General features: G+C 60.1%; 20 protein-coding genes and 1 pseudogene. 13 read left to right on the forward strand and 8 right to left on the reverse strand.

Annotated features, from left to right (window positions below; translation table 11 throughout):
* Positions 1-1,131 precede the first annotated feature (1,131 nt).
* Together LWH48_RS15975 and LWH48_RS15980 are read right to left on the reverse strand one after the other, a co-directional pair.
* A complete protein-coding gene (locus tag LWH48_RS15975) occupies positions 1,132-1,542 on the reverse strand; it encodes a DUF2442 domain-containing protein (RefSeq protein WP_232913333.1) in 411 nt (136 codons plus the stop codon).
* The gene (locus LWH48_RS15980; RefSeq protein WP_232913334.1) at positions 1,529-1,777 is read right to left on the reverse strand and encodes a DUF4160 domain-containing protein; all 249 of its coding nucleotides are present in this window, start codon (positions 1,775-1,777) and stop codon (positions 1,529-1,531) included. Before LWH48_RS15980 ends, LWH48_RS15975 begins: the two co-directional genes overlap by 14 nt.
* 359 nt (positions 1,778-2,136) lie before the next feature.
* Between LWH48_RS15980 and LWH48_RS15985 the strand changes: the two genes are divergently transcribed.
* From LWH48_RS15985 to LWH48_RS16000, 4 genes are all read left to right on the forward strand, one after another.
* Positions 2,137-2,376: an antitoxin Xre/MbcA/ParS toxin-binding domain-containing protein gene (locus tag LWH48_RS15985; protein ID WP_232913335.1), complete on the forward strand. Its 240-nt coding sequence runs from the start codon at positions 2,137-2,139 to the stop codon at positions 2,374-2,376.
* Positions 2,377-3,687: 1,311 nt separating this feature from the next.
* A complete protein-coding gene (locus tag LWH48_RS15990) occupies positions 3,688-3,972 on the forward strand; it encodes a type II toxin-antitoxin system TacA family antitoxin (RefSeq protein ID WP_232913336.1) in 285 nt (94 codons plus the stop codon).
* Positions 3,930-4,454, forward strand: a complete 525-nt coding sequence (locus LWH48_RS15995) for a GNAT family N-acetyltransferase (protein ID WP_232913337.1) — start codon at positions 3,930-3,932, stop codon at positions 4,452-4,454. The genes LWH48_RS15990 and LWH48_RS15995 overlap by 43 nt, the downstream gene beginning before the upstream one ends.
* A gap of 277 nt (positions 4,455-4,731) precedes the next feature.
* Positions 4,732-4,962, forward strand: coding sequence for a tyrosine-type recombinase/integrase (locus tag LWH48_RS16000; RefSeq protein ID WP_232913338.1), 231 nt, complete (start codon positions 4,732-4,734; stop codon positions 4,960-4,962).
* Positions 4,963-4,998: 36 nt separating this feature from the next.
* On the opposite strand, the gene LWH48_RS16005 is transcribed toward LWH48_RS16000, so the two are convergent.
* Entirely contained in the window at positions 4,999-5,358 is a 360-nt protein-coding gene (locus LWH48_RS16005; protein ID WP_232913339.1) for a hypothetical protein, read from the reverse strand.
* A 204-nt stretch (positions 5,359-5,562) separates the two neighbouring features.
* Between LWH48_RS16005 and LWH48_RS16010 the strand changes: the two genes are divergently transcribed.
* From LWH48_RS16010 to tnpC, 3 genes are read left to right on the forward strand one after another with little or no spacing between them, the layout of a single operon-like run.
* Entirely contained in the window at positions 5,563-5,772 is a 210-nt protein-coding gene (locus LWH48_RS16010; RefSeq protein ID WP_232913340.1) for a hypothetical protein, read from the forward strand.
* Entirely contained in the window at positions 5,769-6,125 is a 357-nt protein-coding gene (tnpB, locus tag LWH48_RS16015; protein WP_023006802.1) for an IS66 family insertion sequence element accessory protein TnpB, read from the forward strand. Before LWH48_RS16010 ends, tnpB begins: the two co-directional genes overlap by 4 nt.
* A gap of 42 nt (positions 6,126-6,167) precedes the next feature.
* On the forward strand, positions 6,168-7,769 hold the full coding sequence (gene tnpC / locus LWH48_RS16020) for an IS66 family transposase (protein ID WP_232913341.1): 1,602 nt from the start codon (positions 6,168-6,170) through the stop codon (positions 7,767-7,769).
* Positions 7,770-8,209: 440 nt separating this feature from the next.
* On the opposite strand, the gene LWH48_RS16025 is transcribed toward tnpC, so the two are convergent.
* Positions 8,210-9,247, reverse strand: coding sequence for a helix-hairpin-helix domain-containing protein (locus LWH48_RS16025; protein WP_232913342.1), 1,038 nt, complete (start codon positions 9,245-9,247; stop codon positions 8,210-8,212).
* A 166-nt stretch (positions 9,248-9,413) separates the two neighbouring features.
* Here LWH48_RS16025 and LWH48_RS16030 point away from each other — a divergent pair, with 166 nt between their 5' ends.
* The 6 genes from LWH48_RS16030 (at position 9,414) to LWH48_RS16045 (ending at position 13,582) form a co-directional block, all read left to right on the forward strand.
* Entirely contained in the window at positions 9,414-10,223 is an 810-nt protein-coding gene (locus tag LWH48_RS16030; RefSeq protein WP_232913343.1) for a potassium channel family protein, read from the forward strand.
* Positions 10,224-10,236: 13 nt separating this feature from the next.
* The gene (locus tag LWH48_RS16035) at positions 10,237-11,484 is read left to right on the forward strand and encodes a DUF4236 domain-containing protein (RefSeq protein ID WP_232913344.1); all 1,248 of its coding nucleotides are present in this window, start codon (positions 10,237-10,239) and stop codon (positions 11,482-11,484) included.
* Positions 11,485-11,659: 175 nt separating this feature from the next.
* Positions 11,660-11,749 carry a YHYH domain-containing protein gene (locus tag LWH48_RS18390; protein ID WP_332875635.1) on the forward strand — a complete coding sequence of 30 codons (90 nt, stop codon included), beginning with the start codon at positions 11,660-11,662 and terminating at the stop codon, positions 11,747-11,749.
* Positions 11,750-11,965: 216 nt separating this feature from the next.
* Entirely contained in the window at positions 11,966-12,280 is a 315-nt protein-coding gene (locus LWH48_RS18460) for a peptidoglycan-binding domain-containing protein (protein ID WP_442908323.1), read from the forward strand.
* Positions 12,281-12,394: 114 nt separating this feature from the next.
* The gene (locus LWH48_RS16040; RefSeq protein WP_232913345.1) at positions 12,395-12,982 is read left to right on the forward strand and encodes a recombinase family protein; all 588 of its coding nucleotides are present in this window, start codon (positions 12,395-12,397) and stop codon (positions 12,980-12,982) included.
* A gap of 6 nt (positions 12,983-12,988) precedes the next feature.
* On the forward strand, positions 12,989-13,582 hold the full coding sequence (locus tag LWH48_RS16045) for a recombinase family protein (protein ID WP_232913346.1): 594 nt from the start codon (positions 12,989-12,991) through the stop codon (positions 13,580-13,582).
* 106 nt (positions 13,583-13,688) lie between these two features.
* On the opposite strand, the gene LWH48_RS16050 is transcribed toward LWH48_RS16045, so the two are convergent.
* From LWH48_RS16050 to LWH48_RS16065, 4 genes and pseudogenes are all read right to left on the reverse strand, one after another.
* Positions 13,689-13,970 (reverse strand): helix-turn-helix domain-containing protein, encoded by a 282-nt coding sequence (locus LWH48_RS16050; protein ID WP_232913347.1) that lies wholly within the window; start codon positions 13,968-13,970, stop codon positions 13,689-13,691.
* A pseudogene (locus LWH48_RS16055) lies at positions 13,967-14,107 on the reverse strand (type II toxin-antitoxin system RelE/ParE family toxin); the annotation flags it as partial. The gene LWH48_RS16050 and the pseudogene LWH48_RS16055, both read right to left, overlap by 4 nt.
* Before the next feature lie 207 nt (positions 14,108-14,314).
* The gene (locus tag LWH48_RS16060; protein ID WP_232913349.1) at positions 14,315-14,638 is read right to left on the reverse strand and encodes a type II toxin-antitoxin system PemK/MazF family toxin; all 324 of its coding nucleotides are present in this window, start codon (positions 14,636-14,638) and stop codon (positions 14,315-14,317) included.
* Entirely contained in the window at positions 14,635-14,868 is a 234-nt protein-coding gene (locus tag LWH48_RS16065) for an antitoxin MazE family protein (protein WP_232913350.1), read from the reverse strand. The genes LWH48_RS16060 and LWH48_RS16065 overlap by 4 nt, the downstream gene beginning before the upstream one ends.
* Between the last annotated feature and the right edge of the window lie 235 nt (positions 14,869-15,103).

The raw sequence follows: 15,103 nt of genomic DNA on the forward strand, positions 1-15,103 counted from the left end.
ACCCACCTGCATTTCCTCCGATTGTTGGTAGTGATATCTCCCGGTATCCCCGCCCTGGTTGCCGCGAGCGGCGCAGGTAAGTGAGAAACCGATGGGCTCGGTCGGGCCTTGGGAGGCTACGTCGTGACGTGACGAGGACGCCGGCAGGTAACGCCTGGCCGGGTGGCGATTCATGACCAATGCGCGATCGCGATGAGTAAGCGGAGCTCGCTCGGCGGGGGGATCGCTGCGCCCGAGGCAGGGGCGCGTGCATGGCTTCGTTCGTGGTGCAACCGAACATGGGGCAGCCGCTGTTGAGACGGGACAGAGCGCGTGCCCGCCTGCCAGGCGGGGGGGCCATCAGGCCGCGGACTGTTCCGTCGAAACATGGACGGGGAGGTTTTGGTGCAGGTTTTGGTACCCCCTGGCGGGGGCCGCGGGCGCCGCCGCCAGGCCCTGTGCCCCGCTAACGCGGGGCTTCGGGCCAGACGGCGGCGTCGGCGCAGGGGCGCCGTCTCTGTGCCGCGTTGCGGCGACAGAGACGGCGAGCTGGGCAGCACGATCGTGCTAACGGTGCGGTAAATGGCGGTAGTCAGCCGTCAGCAGATGTAGTGCTCAGCTCAGCGTGGCATGCCTGGATCAGGCATAGGAGGGGACGAGCCTGCGGCTCGGCGCGACGCGCGGCAGCTCTTCGAGCTGCGCCTACGACGCGAGGTGCACATGCTCCTGATGGTAGCCAGGAGCCGGCATCGTCAGACATATGCCCAGGGCGAAGAGGTCTGCAACGATGATGGAACGCCGGGAATGGCGTCAGACTGCCGAGCCTGGAAGGCTGGCGTTCTGGTGGGTCACCGCGACAGGCGCGGCACTCGATCGGCCGTATGTCATGGACACAGTGGGCGATGGAGTCGGGGCATACGAGGTGTGTGGTAGTGCGGAAATTTGCTGATTGTTTCAGGAGGCCAGCGCTACCTCGGTCAAGCCGCTATGCGGCAGGACTGTAGGAAGATTACCTCTCCGAAATGACGATGACAAGTCCCTGGCAACGGCCCGTTCACCAGAGGCTTTAGGTGTCCGATAGGCGAGTGTGAGGGGAAGTATTGACCGCTCTGAGCGGAGCGCTATCCGGCGGGGAGAACACCTCTTTGCCGGTTAGACCTGGACCTTGCGAGGACGGCCGCCCTTGGCCCCATTGGCCCTGGACGCATGCCGTTTAGCCTCGCTGCGGCTGCGCCCGCCCGCGGCACCCAGCTGACGGGCCATCCACTGCCGGCTGCCGAATTGTCCTTCCAGCAGCGCGGGGACATACACGTCGGCGTCCAGCTGGGGCCAGTGCAGCCCAAGCCCGGAGGGGGAGATCTCGATCTCGGCCAGTGCCTCGGGCGTGGCGTCGGCGAGGCCCTCTACCAGGGCCGGTGGAATCGACAGCTCCAGGCCAGTGTGCAGACGCACGATCACACGTTTGGTCCGCCGGTCATAGCGGGCGGACACGGCGTGGGCATGGTCGCGCTCAGCCGCCAGGCGAGCCTCGGCGTGCTGACGGGTGTCATCAGTAATGGCCATGAATCTCCCTCCATTTGCCGCAGAGTGTCAGGAGCTCAGCCGACAGCGCGGAGGCGATCCGGTTGAGGTCCGGCGTGTTGAAGCGATAGCTCTCGCGCAGCTCCGGTGGTCCGTCGGGACAGTGCAGGATGAACACCGCTTCGCCGCCCTTGCCGATGACATGAACATGCGCGGGCCGATGGTCGTTGGGGTAGATGACGGCGCGCAGGCCATCGAAACGCAGGACGGTGGGCATGAGAGGAGTCTAGCATAAACCTAACCGTTTAGGTTTTAGAGGCGCGGAGCCGAGAGAGGGTGTCCCTGACGACCGCCGCCGAGAGGGGAGGCGATACGAAGAATCACGATCACCGATCAGGGCCGGGTCCGCGAATTCGGAACGCACTGCGTTCCGAATTCGCGAAGATGGCCAGGTCATGGCGCCATGCTGCGATGGGGCGCTCCAGGACCCGACTATGTCCGGGTTGCAGTGAACGCCGCGGCTACCGAGTCCATCACTCGCTGAAAGGGCAACACGGGCAGCGAGCGGGGGAAGGCGGCACGAAGAATCACGATCACCTAGCCTGATGTGACGCGGACAATTTACTGGAGGCCAACATGATGGAGAAAGGGCTGGAGGGTGATGGAGAGGCGCCGGGGGCTCCTCCCACTCCCACGGAGGTTGATGTTTGGCGGGCGACCATCGCGATGTTTGGTGGTGACAGATCGGCCGCGGAGGCCTGGTTGCACCAGGAATCCATGGGGTTGGGATGGCGGCGACCGATCGACGTGATGGAACAGGAGGCGCAGCAGGTGCTTGACCTGATCGTGCGGATTGATCATGGGATTTACACATAAGTTATTGGTTATGATGTGATTTTTCACGAAGAAGGGTTTGTGTCCGCATTTTCCTTTTTTTATGTACGCTTACTGTTATTCGTCCGAAGGTGTCACGATATTTCAATAGCTTACGAATTGCCGAGACAGAGAAACCGCAACGTGTAACGCTCAATTGCACATGAGCGTACGCATGGGCCGCTCTTGGCTCCTCGCCATCCTGACGGAAGTCGGGAAATGGTATGGCCTCCGCGGCGACGGCCGGTAGTTCTTGCTCGCAAAACCCATTACCGACCCGGTGGCACGGGATGGCGTCATCGCCTCCGCAGCCTATATGGGTGGTAGCTGGCACTCGCAGAACCCAGCCCCGTCCCTCGTTTTCGAAGCCGGTAGCTGGTGGTCGCAAAACCCGTGGGGCGCCGGTGAGGGCTCCATGGATGGGACTGGTAGCTGATGGTCGCAGAATCCGGTGGACACAGGGGATATGGTCCGTGTCGCCCAAGCGGACATGGGCACGATAAGCGCCATAATCTTGAGTTATAGACAGCCACATCATGGCTGCCTAATAGGCAGAACGACTAAGTCGTTGTAACCCCCCAGGACCAATTGCCACTTGCAGTCAAGAATATCTCCGAAGTAAATCCACGCTTTTGGAAAGCAGACTTTACTCGGCTTCTCATATCATCACGAACAGACCCGGAATCTTTTCCGTTAAAAGTTCCCATGACCGCGGTCGTTGGGATAACTACATCATTTCCATTGCTAGATTTTACCACCTTTTTCAACCCCAAGCCCTCTAGGTCGCTATACGCATCCCGGTAATCTTGAGATGTGGCATTCTTTAGGTCGAAAGTGCAAAAAACAAGGTAGCTCACTCTGCGTCTCCTATCTGTTCAGTGTGTCGTTCACAGGGACGGCAAGTGTCCCCGCCTGTCTGAGGGTGGGAAGAACGGGACCGTAGCTCCTCGGTGGTGCGGCCCCGCCATAGGTCTACAAGCCTGGCTTCTCAGCCATTGCCTTAGCACCTTCCGGCAAGTGTAGCCTAAGGCGTTGCGTGTATCCAGAGGCTTTACATGTAGACAGGAGCGTTACGGTGTGCTATGCTGGTATGGCTGCAAAAAAGTCAGCAAAGAGCGAAGTAAATAAAAAGCAAGTTGTAAAAGGCAAGAAATTGCTTTTTGAGAAAAGATGAGCCCACCACAAGGAGTTTTATATGAAATTCACCAACAGCGTTATTAGCGCAATTCCAACCATATTTTATATATGGAGAAAACAGTAGCCTTTTTGGCTAAGGAGTGTGTAACCAAATACTTAATTATGAAGGTAGAAACCATGTCTCAAGTTGTAGAGGCGCGCGACAAGTTGTTGCCTCTCAATATGCGCGTTGAGAGCAGAAAACGCGCCCTTATCGATAGGGCTGTTGCCGAGTTAGGAGGAGATCGAACAAGCTTTGTCCTTGATGCCGCTTGTCGGCGTGCAGAAGAAGTTCTGCTTGATCGACGTATATTTGCTCTGGATCCTGACTCGTTTGAGGCCTTCGAGAGGGCTTTGGATACCCCAATCGAGGACAATTCATGTGTAGTCAAGCTGATGAAAAAGAAGCGACGTTGGCAGTAGAAGCTCCTGAGAAAATCGAAAAGCGCCATAAGTTGGCAAATTTCGACTGCGGAAAAGAGTCGTTGAACTCTTTTCTGAGAAAACGGGCAATTAAGAATGCCAAGAACCATGCAACAGCAACATATGTTGTATGTTACAAAGGGGCTGATCATGTTGCTGGTTATTTTTCGCTAGCGACTGGTGCGGTAATTCGTGAGCAAGCCCCTAAGGCAATGCAGCGCAACATGCCTAATGACATTCCTGTTGTGGTGCTTGCTAGGCTAGCAGTTGATATTCAAGCTCAGGGGAAAGGACTCGGTGAAGAGCTTTTGGCTGAGGCTATTGAGCGAGCATTGAATGCCGCTGAGCATGTTGCTGTACGTGCGCTTTTGGTTCATGCACTAGATGACGATGCAGCGGATTTTTACAAAAAGCACGGGTTTATCGAGATGCCCCATGACCCGATGATCTTAATGCTTTCCCTCAAGGGAAAAAGCACGTAGTAAGAGATCACCAGATGTGTGGGGGATGTGATGTGGGGTAGGCACGTTATTTCAGGGATGAGGCATCCCTGAAATAACGTGCCTTCAGGCGCTTGCTACTGTCAGGAGGCTTCTGAAACCCGGACAGTCCCCCGCGACCAGGAGGACGCCAGGCCATGCCTGACGCGGGATCGCCCTCGAGCACCATCGAAAGCCCAGCCACCGAAACCCGGACAGCGCGCAGTCGCGCGGCCAACGACACGGCGCGCGGCCGTCAGCACACGAGGTGCACCGGCTGATGCGCGGCGCGATTCGGCATAGTCGCCACGGCTGGCGGGACGCCCTGATGCTGCGGCTGGCCTTCGAGCACGGTCTGCGCGTCTCGGAGCTGGTGGGGCTGCGCTGGTCGGCCGTCGACCTGGTGACCCACGAGCTGCGCGTCCCCCGCGCCAAGGGCAAGGTCCGTGCCGGCGGCACCGGCGGCAAGCGCCATAATCTTGAGTTTCTGTTCGAGGAAGAGGCATGCTAGAGGAGATGACCTAATGCCTACCCTCCTATAAGTTGGCTATAGACCTTCTCGTTGCATACCCCAGGTAGCGATCTCACCTTTGAGCTCGTTCACTACGACGGTCATGTCGAGACTCGGGAAGTAATAGTTCTTGATGATGTCGGGGTTTCTCGTAGTTGCTGGGAATTCTTCCCATTCTCCGAAACGGGCACGGAAGGTCTCTGGCTCCCAGGGAGTGCCGGGAAAGACGTTATTCATTACCCACGCCTGGCCTTCTTCGCGTTCGAGATGGACTTCGGAGGGCTCTCCTGATCCAGTTATCGCTAGCACCTGGGTCTCTGAAGCAATCGACTCATCGATGGATGAGATCTTCTCGCTTTCCCCGAATCCCCAGCGTGGATAGAAGGTCGCACCCACCTCATAGTCTCCTTGGGGGAGCTCAGTCAGCTGGATCACTGCTTCCCCGCGCCCACCCAAGACTGGCACACGCTGACTGGTGCCGACAGCAATGTCATCGGGGGCCTGCCCCGCCAGGCGCACTGTAAGCGGTCCACAAACCCCATCTTCTGCCGCTGAGTAGTATCCGTCAGACTGGTGTCATTCGATAGCAAGGAGGACACCATGACCGACCTGACCTCGACACAGGCCTACTGGCTGGGCCACCTGTTCCATGCCTCCTCCCGGCAACTGGCGCTGAGTGAATACGCCGAGGAGCAAGGACTGGAACTGGCGTCACTGCTGGCGTGGGAGCAGCGCCTGAAGGTGCAGGGCGTGCCCGTGCCACCTCGCCACCGGCCGCTGCGCTTCGTCGCCGTGGAGGTGGCCCGATGATCCGGCCGGACACCCGGCTGCGCGTCTACCTGTGTCGCGAGCCGGTCGACATGCGCAAGCAGATCGATGGACTGGCCCTGCTGGTTCAGGAGGCCATGGCGCTCAACCCCTTCGAGGAGGCGGTCTTCGTGTTCGGCAACCGCCAGCGCGATAAGGTCAAGCTGCTGTTCTGGGAGCGTAACGGCTTCGTGGTCTGGTACAAGCGCCTGGAGCGGGAGCGCTTCAAGTGGCCGGACCGCCTGGAGGGCGACACCGTCACGCTCTCGGGCCAGGAGCTGAACTGGCTTCTGGATGGCTATGACCTCAGCGCCATGCGCCCCCATAAGGCCTTGGATTTTCAGGCGGTTGGCTGATTTTCTGCTGCTTTCATCGGCACCGCTTGGTAAAATGGCGGCATGATCTCATCGGCCTCGACACCTTCCCTCAGCATCTCCCAACTGCAGCGCCAAGTGCGCGCTCAGCAGGAGGAGATTGCGCGTCTTCATCGTCTGATGGAGAAGAAGGAGGCTCAGTGGGAAGCGGCCAAGCAGTCCCTTTTTGAGCAACTCAAGCTGGCCATTGAAGGCCGGTTCGGTCCCTCTACCGAGAAGTACCGCGTCGAACAGGGTGATCTGCTCATCAACGAGGCCGAGGTGGTGGTCGATGAGGAAGAGGCCAGCGCCCAAGACGACACGGTTGACGGCGAGGTTGACGCGCAGGTCGAATCCCATCAGCCGGCCAAGCGCCGCACCCGTGGCGGCCGAGTAGCCCTGCCGCCTGAGCTGCCCCGCATCGAAGTCGTCCATGAGCTCCCCGAAGATGCCCGTCATTGCCACCACGACGGCACCGAGCTCAAGGAGATCGGCAAAGAGATCAGCGAGGAACTGCACGTCGTGCCGGCGCGGATCGAGGTGATCCGTCATGTGCGCATCAAATACGGCTGCCCAGACTGCGAAGAGGGCGTGCAGATCGCCCCGGCACCGGCCAAGCTGCTGCCCAAGAGCAATGCCAGCCCGACCCTGCTCGCCTACGTGGCCACCGCCAAGTACCAGGATGCCTTGCCGCTCTATCGGCAGAGCCAGATCTTTGCCCGGCACGGCATCGAGATCCCGCGCAACACCCTGGCCCGCTGGATGGTGCAGGTCGGCGAGCGGCTGATGCCGTTGGTCGAGGCCCTGCGACAGCACCTGCTGCAGGCCCCGCTGATTCACATGGACGAGACCACGCTGCAGGTCAACGCCGAGGCCGACCGGCCGGCGAGCTCAACGTCCTATATGTGGCTGCAACGCGGGGGGCCGCCGGGCCAACAGGTGGTGCTGTTCGACTATGACGCCAGCCGAGCCGGCAGGGTGCCCGTGCGCCTGCTGGGTGACTATGCGGGGTGCCTGGTCACCGATGGCTACGAAGGCTATGCCGAGGTGGTGCGAAAGAACGGCATCACCCATGCCGGGTGCTGGGCGCACGCTCGTCGCAAGTTCGTCGAGGCCCAGAAAGTGCAGCCCAAGGGCAAGACCGGCAAGGCCGACTGGGCGCTCAACCAGATCCGCAAACTCTACGCCGTGGAAAAGCAGGCCAAGGCGCTGGAGCCCGAGGCGCGTCAGGCATTGCGTGATCAGAAGAGCCGCCCGCTGATCACCCAGCTGCGCACCTGGCTCGACAAGTCGCTGACGCAGGTGCTGCCGAAGAGCGCGCTGGGCCGGGCGCTGCACTACCTGGAGGGCCAGTGGCAGCGCCTGACCCGCTTCCTCGATGACGGGTTGATCCCGCTGGACAACAACCCGGCCGAGAACGCCATTCGCCCCTTCGTCGTTGGCCGCAAGAACTGGCTGTTCAGCCACACACCGAGCGGTGCCCAGGCCAGCGCGGCCATCTACAGCCTGATCGAGACGGCCAAGGCCAACGGCCTCTCACCCTACGAGTACCTGCGGTTCGTGTTCGAGACCCTGCCAACTCTCGGCGAGGATGACGACCTCGGCACGCTACTGCCCTGGTGCTGGAAAGACACTCTACCGGTCTAACTCAGGCCGCAACAGGTGGGGTTGGTGGAGCGCTTACGGCGCACTGATGCCATTACTTCGATATCACCGGGGATGTTCGTGCTCAGTGGCATGATGAGCCATTTTCCGTCCTGTACTTCAGGAGAGGCTGTCAGATAGTAGTCCTCTTGAAGCACTTCATTTTCTGCTGGCTCGGAGCCACCGGTGGTTGCGGCCGTATCTTCCGTGTTCGTGCTCTCACTACACCCGCTCAGTGTAAGCCCAAGGATGAGACCTGTTACTAGGCCACATCCTCGCCATCCATGTCCTTGCTTAGCCATTTCTGCTCTCCCTTAAGATTGCTTTGCTGTCCTATATACCCTATCCCTTGGTGAGTTGCCGAAGACACTCTGAAACCTCAACCTTCTCAAGCGGAGAGACAGCTGCGGTCCCGGATTAGGCCATGGGGTCGGGGAGGCAGGCTACTCGCAGAGCAAGGCGCTTTCCTGAATCTCTGCGAGCCTTGCATGGTTCAGGCCGCTGATCCGAGTGAGGTCGTCCGAGGCCTCCCAAGGGCGCATCTCCACGATGGCGGCAGCGCGTGCCGGTCCCACATGGGGCAGGGCAGTGAGTCGCTCGGCAGAAGCCGTATTGAGGTCGACGCATGAGCTGGCCGTGCCTGTCGGCCGGTAGGTGCCTCCGTTGAGGGGAGTCGGTGCCAACGTGGCACTCCCCAGCGTGATGAAGACGGGGGCATGGTCGGAAACCACGTCTCGGGCTCGCTCATGGCCGATGCCGAACAGCTCCGGGAAGCGCACGATGCCGCGCTCGCTCACGTCGATCGTGCCGCTGACCTTCCAGATGTTGTCGTAGAGGTTGGCGTAGTGACCATCTGTCAGGCCCAGCGTGGTGGCTCCTTCGGTGATGGCGGGTATCGCTCCTAACTCACGCAGCGGTGCCCAACCAGCATGTTGGGGGCGCAGGTTGAAGTCGCCCAGCAGCAAGCGAGGAGTGCCGGGATAGACTTCCTCGAGCCACTGCCAGTAGTCGGCCAGGGCCTCGATCTCGGGCAGTCGCTCCCCGATGCTGCTGCCGTAGGTGATATGCACGGTGGCCGCGGCAAACGCCTGGCCGGTACGGCGGCTGAGGAACTGGGCGGAGTAAGGCTCGCGTGCAAAGGCATCGCGGTGATCGATGAACACCACGGCGCCACTGTCGTACTCCACGGCGCTATCGCGCCACAGGAAGGCATAGTGCTCGCGGTAGGTGGAGCGGCCCAGGGCGTGGCTGGCCATCGACGACCAGGCCTCACCCGAAGTGGTCTCGATCTTCTGCTCCAGTCGCTCCAGGGCGGCTTCGTTCATCAGCTCCTGGATGGCGAGAAAATCACAGTGGTTGGCCACATGGGCGACCTTGTCGAAGCGCTTGTCGTTGTTCCAACCCAGGTTCTGGATGTTCCAGCTGCAGATGACGATATCGCCCTTGGCCACCAAGGGGGACATCGTCAGCAAGGCGATCAAGAGAAGCCTCATGGCCATGGTAAGGGTGCTCCCTGCATAAAGCGCCTATGAAAGCGCCTATGGTGAGGGTTTCTGCACCGGACCAGAAGTGTGAAGCGCCCCCGTTCGTTTTCTGGTGAGGGATCTGAGAATCTTGAGCTGAGCTAACCAGGGACAGGGAGAGGGTATGCAGCAACCGGACAGCCAGGCGGCCAGTGACTACAGGGTGTGGCGTCGTCGCCTCTACTTGATGCTCGAGCCCACCGCTCGCCAAGCTCCAGGGCTCTCGATCACCAACCGCTGCATTGCCGGGCTGATCCTCCTGGCGACGATATTGACTCTGCTGGAGACGGAGCCCGTGGTACGGGCCCTGGCGCCAAGCTTCTTCATGACCGCCGAGGCGGCGCTCGCCATGGCCTTCCTGGTCGAGTATGTCGGCCGGGTGATTGCCGCCGGTGAAGATCCTCGCTACCGAGGGTGGGCTGGACGTCTACGTTTCATGGCAAGCCCGTGGGCGATCATCGACCTGCTCGCCATCCTGCCGTTCTTCCTCACCATGGGGGCGGTCAACGCCTTCGCGCTGCGCCTGCTCAAGTTGATCCGGCTGCTTCGGCTGGCTCGCCTGGGCCGCTTCTCCAACGCCATCGGCGATCTCTATCGGGCGGTGCGTGGTCGGCGTTATGAACTCACGGTGAGTCTGATGGTGGCCGGCCTGCTGCTCGTGCTTACCAGCAGCGTGATCTATGTCCTGGAGGCCAGCCATCAGCCCGAGGCGTTCGGCAGCATCCCTAGGGCTCTGTGGTGGAGTGTGGCTACCCTCACTACGGTGGGGTATGGCGATGTCACACCGGTCACGCCAGGCGGCCAGGTCTTTGCTGGACTGACCGCCATCGTTGGCATCGGCATGATCGCCATGCCCACCGGTATCCTCGCCGCGGCGTTCAGCGATGCCATGCAGAAGCGTCGCGAGCAGGGCGAGGAACACGATAACGACTAGCAGGGAGCACAGCATGGCACTTCGTTTTCAGCGGCGTATCCGCATTGCACCAGGCGTCAGCCTGAACCTCAGCAAGCGTGGGATCGGGGCCTCTGTCGGTCCCAGGGGCGCCAAGATCAGCGTTGGGCGCCGCGGGGTCTATGGCAACGTGGGGCTGCCGGGTACCGGTCTTTCCTACCGCGAGAAGCTCAATAAGCGTGGTACTCGTGGTTCGGGCGGTGCGCGGTCCGGGGCGCCCATGTCCTCCGGGAAGGTGCTTGAACAACACCTCCAGGCAGGTGGCTCCGTGATCTCCCGCATCAGCGTCAATGAGAGCGGTGAGATCGCAATCACCGATGATCAGGATCGGCCTTATGACGACGCCGAGCTTCGTGTGCTTCGAAAGTATGCCGGAGAGAGCATGCGTGACCTGGTGCAGCAGGAGTGCGAGCGCCTGAACGCTGATCTGGCCGCGCTGGCCACGGTCCACCATGACACGCTGCCCCCGAGAGATACGCCGGTATTTGAGCCGCGGGCCTTTCCCGAGCCGGAGCCTCAGCGTAGGCCACGTGTCGAACCGACCCTGTGGAGCCGGATCTGGCCTCCGGCGGCTCGCCGGCTCGAAGAGGAGAATGAGCGCCGGGCAGAGCAGTACGCGCGTACCTTCAACGAATGGGAGGAGGAGGCACGAGCCTTCAACGAGCAGGAGCGGCTTAGGCGTGCGCGTGAGACGGAGCTCGTGATGACGGATCTCGACGCCATGGCCAGTGTCCTCGAGGAGCACCTGGGGGAGATTCCATGGCCGCGAGAGACGAACGTCAGCTTCGATCTGGGAGACGATGCCGGCACCATCGCCATCGACATCGAGCTGCCGGAGGAAGAGGCATTCCCAGATGTGGAGTACACCCTGGCAGCCAAGCAACTGAAGGTATCCGTCAAGAAGATAGCCGCAACGCGGCGCCGTACGCTGTACCGTGACTACGCCCATGGCGTCGCGATGCGGGTGCTGGGAGAGATCTTCCACCGCCTGCCGACCGTCCAGGCTGCGCTGGTGTCGGCCTATAGGCCAGATCTCGATGCTGGTACCGGGCAGCCTACCGATAGCTACCTCTACAGCGTCCTGGTCACCAAGCCTCAATGGCGGCAGATCAATTTCCAGGCCCTGGCCGACATCGAGCCTCCTACAACCTTGGAGCGATTCGAGCTACAACGGAAAATGACCAAGACGGGAGTGTTCAAGCCTGTCGAGCCGCTTGGTATCGAGGTGCTGGAGAAAGCCTAAGGGTAGGCAGAGGCAGGCACTTTCTTGAATTTTGGTCATAGGCTAATCAAGAAGGATGACCTGCCCAGCACTTGCTGCTAAGTTTTCTTGGTGAGTATGAGGCTCACCCATCGCATTTCACGCAGGGAGTCACCTCGTGGCCAAAAAGATCCTTCTCGCCCTTGCCATCATGGGCATGGCTAGTACCGCTCTTGCTCATTCTGGCGGCACCAATGCCCAAGGTTGTCACACTAATCATAAGACTGGTGCGTATCACTGCCATTAAAGTAGTTAATAACGGATATCCCCGGTTCACCGGGGATGTTCCATATTTCTAATTTGCGGGTGTCTATTTTTGATTAAGTTTTTTAACATAATTTCAGGTGTTTTATTTGTGCTTTTGGTTTCCCCGGGGGAGTTAGAAGCACACTCTGGAGGGTTGAATGCGCAGGGGTGCCACGGAGGCAGTGTTCCGTATCATTGCCATCGATCCCCATCAGATATGGTTACTACTCAGGGCGGGAGAAATAGATTGCGTTGTGACCTAGGTAGCCGTTCATCAGAATGTCGAACCTCAACAAGAGGGGGGAGTTATGATTTATCTTCCAGTACATTTAGGTCTGACGTTTACCAGATTCAGAGTAAACTAGTTCGTCATTGCTCAGACCTTAGGCCAAGTTTTGTTGATGGTTATTTTGGACCGGCAACTGAACGTGCCTTGAGACGGTTTCAGAGTGCTTATGGATTATCAGTTGATGGGATATATGGCCCAGAAACTGAAAAAGCATTAAATGGATTAGTTACTGGCGAATGTTGAATTATAAAGGGTCGTTATATGGTCAATCCGGACAATGTCCGAGAATAGCCTTGTTTGATGGGTTGTCGGACAATAAGATAGGCGGACGGATTAACGGACAAAAAGGGGCGGTTCATGGCGCTGATCGGCTATGCACGGGTCTCGACGGCGGAGCAGGACACCGCCTTGCAGACCGATGCGTTGCTCAAGGAAGGATGCGAGCGGATCTTCAGTGACACCGTCTCCGGGGCCAAGGCGGAACGCCCCGGCCTGACGGCTGCTCTGGAGTTCCTACGCGACGGGGATGTGCTGGTCGTATGGCGACTGGATCGACTAGGTCGCTCGCTGCCGCATCTGATCGAGGTGGTCAGCACCCTGGAGGCGCGTGGCGTCGGCTTCCGGTCGCTGACCGAAGCCATCGATACCACCACACCGGGTGGGCGGCTGATCTTCCACGTGTTCGGCGCCCTGGGGCAGTTCGAGCGCGACCTGATCCGGGATCGCACCAAGGCGGGGCTAGCCGCTGCCGCCGCTCGTGGTCGCAAAGGGGGACGCAAACCCGTCGTCACCGACGACAAGCTGAAGCGGGCAAGGGAGCACCTGGCGAATGGGCTGAACGTCCGTGAGGCCGCCGCACGAATCAAGGTCAGCAAGACGGCTCTCTATACCGCCTTGAAGGCCAGCCAGCCTGATGCTCCAGACCACAGTGCAACCGACTGCTGACACTCCGTGCGGTCGCCTTCTGAAAATGACACGCGGGTCTCGACGGCGGAGCAGGACACCGCCTTGCAGACCGATGCGCTTCGCAAGGCGGGGTGCGAGCGAATCTTCGATGACATCGTCTCCGGGGCCAAGGCGGAACGACCAGGCCTGACGGCCGCCTTGGAGTTCCTGCGCGACGGGGATGTGCTGGTCGTGTGGCGACTGGATCGACTGGGACGCTCGCTGCCGCATCTGATCGAGGTGGTCAGCACCCTGGAGGCGCGTGGCGTCGGATTTCGGTCGCTGACCGAGAACATCGATACCACCACGCCGGGTGGGCGGCTGATCTTCCACGTGTTCGGCGCCCTGGGGCAGTTCGAGCGTGACCTGATCCGTGATCGCACCAAGGCGGGGCTGGCTGCTGCCGCTGCCCGTGGGCGCAAAGGTGGACGCAAGCCCGTTGTCACCGACGACAAGCTGAAGCGGGCAAGGGAGCATCTGGCTAATGGGCTGAACGTCCGCGAGGCTGCTGCACGTCTCAAGGTCAGCAAGACGGCCCTCTACGACGCCTTGAAGGCCAGCCAACCCGGTGCCCCAGACCATAGTGCAGCCGACTCCTGACACGCCGTGCGGTTGTCTTCTGAAAATGACACAAGGGGCCCAGGCGGGGCGGTTGTATGTAAAGAAATTCGGTAAAGTTTTCTATGCGAGGAAAAGGTAGGTTTTCTTACGAAGCGTCGAGTACGCGCATTTCGACATGCAGCCCCGCTGCGACAACCATGTTCACCAGCGTATCGAGACTAAACAGGTGGATTTTTCCACGCATTAGATCGGACACCCTGGGTTGAGTGACGCCCAGCCGCTTCGCGGCTTCGCCTTGAGTCCAGCCCTGCCGGGTAATGTGCTGCTCAAGTGCCATCATCAGACCGGAGCGAAGCTTCATGTTTTCCGCTTCGGCGGCAGTGTCCTCGATGGCGTCCCACACGCTGTCGAATATCTCATTGCTCATTGTTTCACCTCGTTCAGCAAGGCGCGGTACCTGGCTTCGGCCAAGTCGAGATCCGCCTTACTCGTCTTCTGGGTTTTCTTCTGGAAGCAGTGCAGGACATAGACAGCATCGGCGAGCTTGGCGACATAGATCACCCGGAACGCCCCGCTCGGAGGGCGGCGAGGGCGCTACCTCGGAAATTGAGGGGTTTGTGTTCTGACATGCCGCAATTATACAAAGTTTTGTATATCTCGCAATGTCAGGAGCCCCCCCCCCCACACTGCGAGGGGGCTTGTCCGCGCGGCTTGAGGCTGAGCGTTGGGTAGGCCTCAGGAAGGCATGGGGCACCGGATGGTGGGCCTCGCTCACGCGAAGCCCAGGAAGACGGCCAGCGCTCGGTTGACGGCGACCATGGTGCTGTCATCGAGGTGGCCGAAGGCCTCTCCCACCCTCTCTCGCTTCACCGTCATGGGCTTGTCCACCATGATCTGGGAGCGTCGCTGCAAGCCATTCTCGTGGGTGGGCTCCGCATCGAGGCGTATCAACGGCGCATCGACCCGGGTGCTGGAGAGCAACAGCACCGTCACGCTGCCGGTGCCGGCAAACTGATCCGACTGGATGATGAGAGCGGGACGCGGCTTCCCAAAGTCACCCGATAGGGCAATGGTTACCAGGTCACCACGCCTCATGCGTCACACTCGTCGTCGTCCAGGTCCAAGAGGGCGGCATCCATTAAGTCCTGCAGGTCCTGATCCCCGGCGTCGGCAGCCGCGACGGCAGCGCACTGGCGGCGGGCCTCTTCGGCGAAGCCGGGTTGGCGGGTATCCGGTACCCAGATCTGGATCGGGCGCAGGCCGGCCGCTCGCAAAGCAGCACGGTGCCTCTTCACCCGGTTGTTCACGTTGTTGGTTGTCACCATGGCGAATCCTCCGCTCGTTTCATGGAACAGGGTAGCTCGCCCTTCCGTTACATGCAACTTAAGGAGGTGTCAAGAAAACGATCAGTCAGACAGGACTGCCGCCTGACGGCCATCCACCAGATTTGAGTGCGCCAGGCAAAGCCTGGACATCCGGGAAACCGAGAAGGTGGAAAGGATGTCGTGAAACCCAGTGGGTGAAAGTCCCACCCGGCCAAGGCTAGCCACCAGCCGGCAG

Source organism: Halomonas sp. G15 (genome assembly GCF_021282295.1).
Classification (GTDB): Bacteria; Pseudomonadota; Gammaproteobacteria; order Pseudomonadales; family Halomonadaceae; genus Halomonas; species Halomonas alimentaria.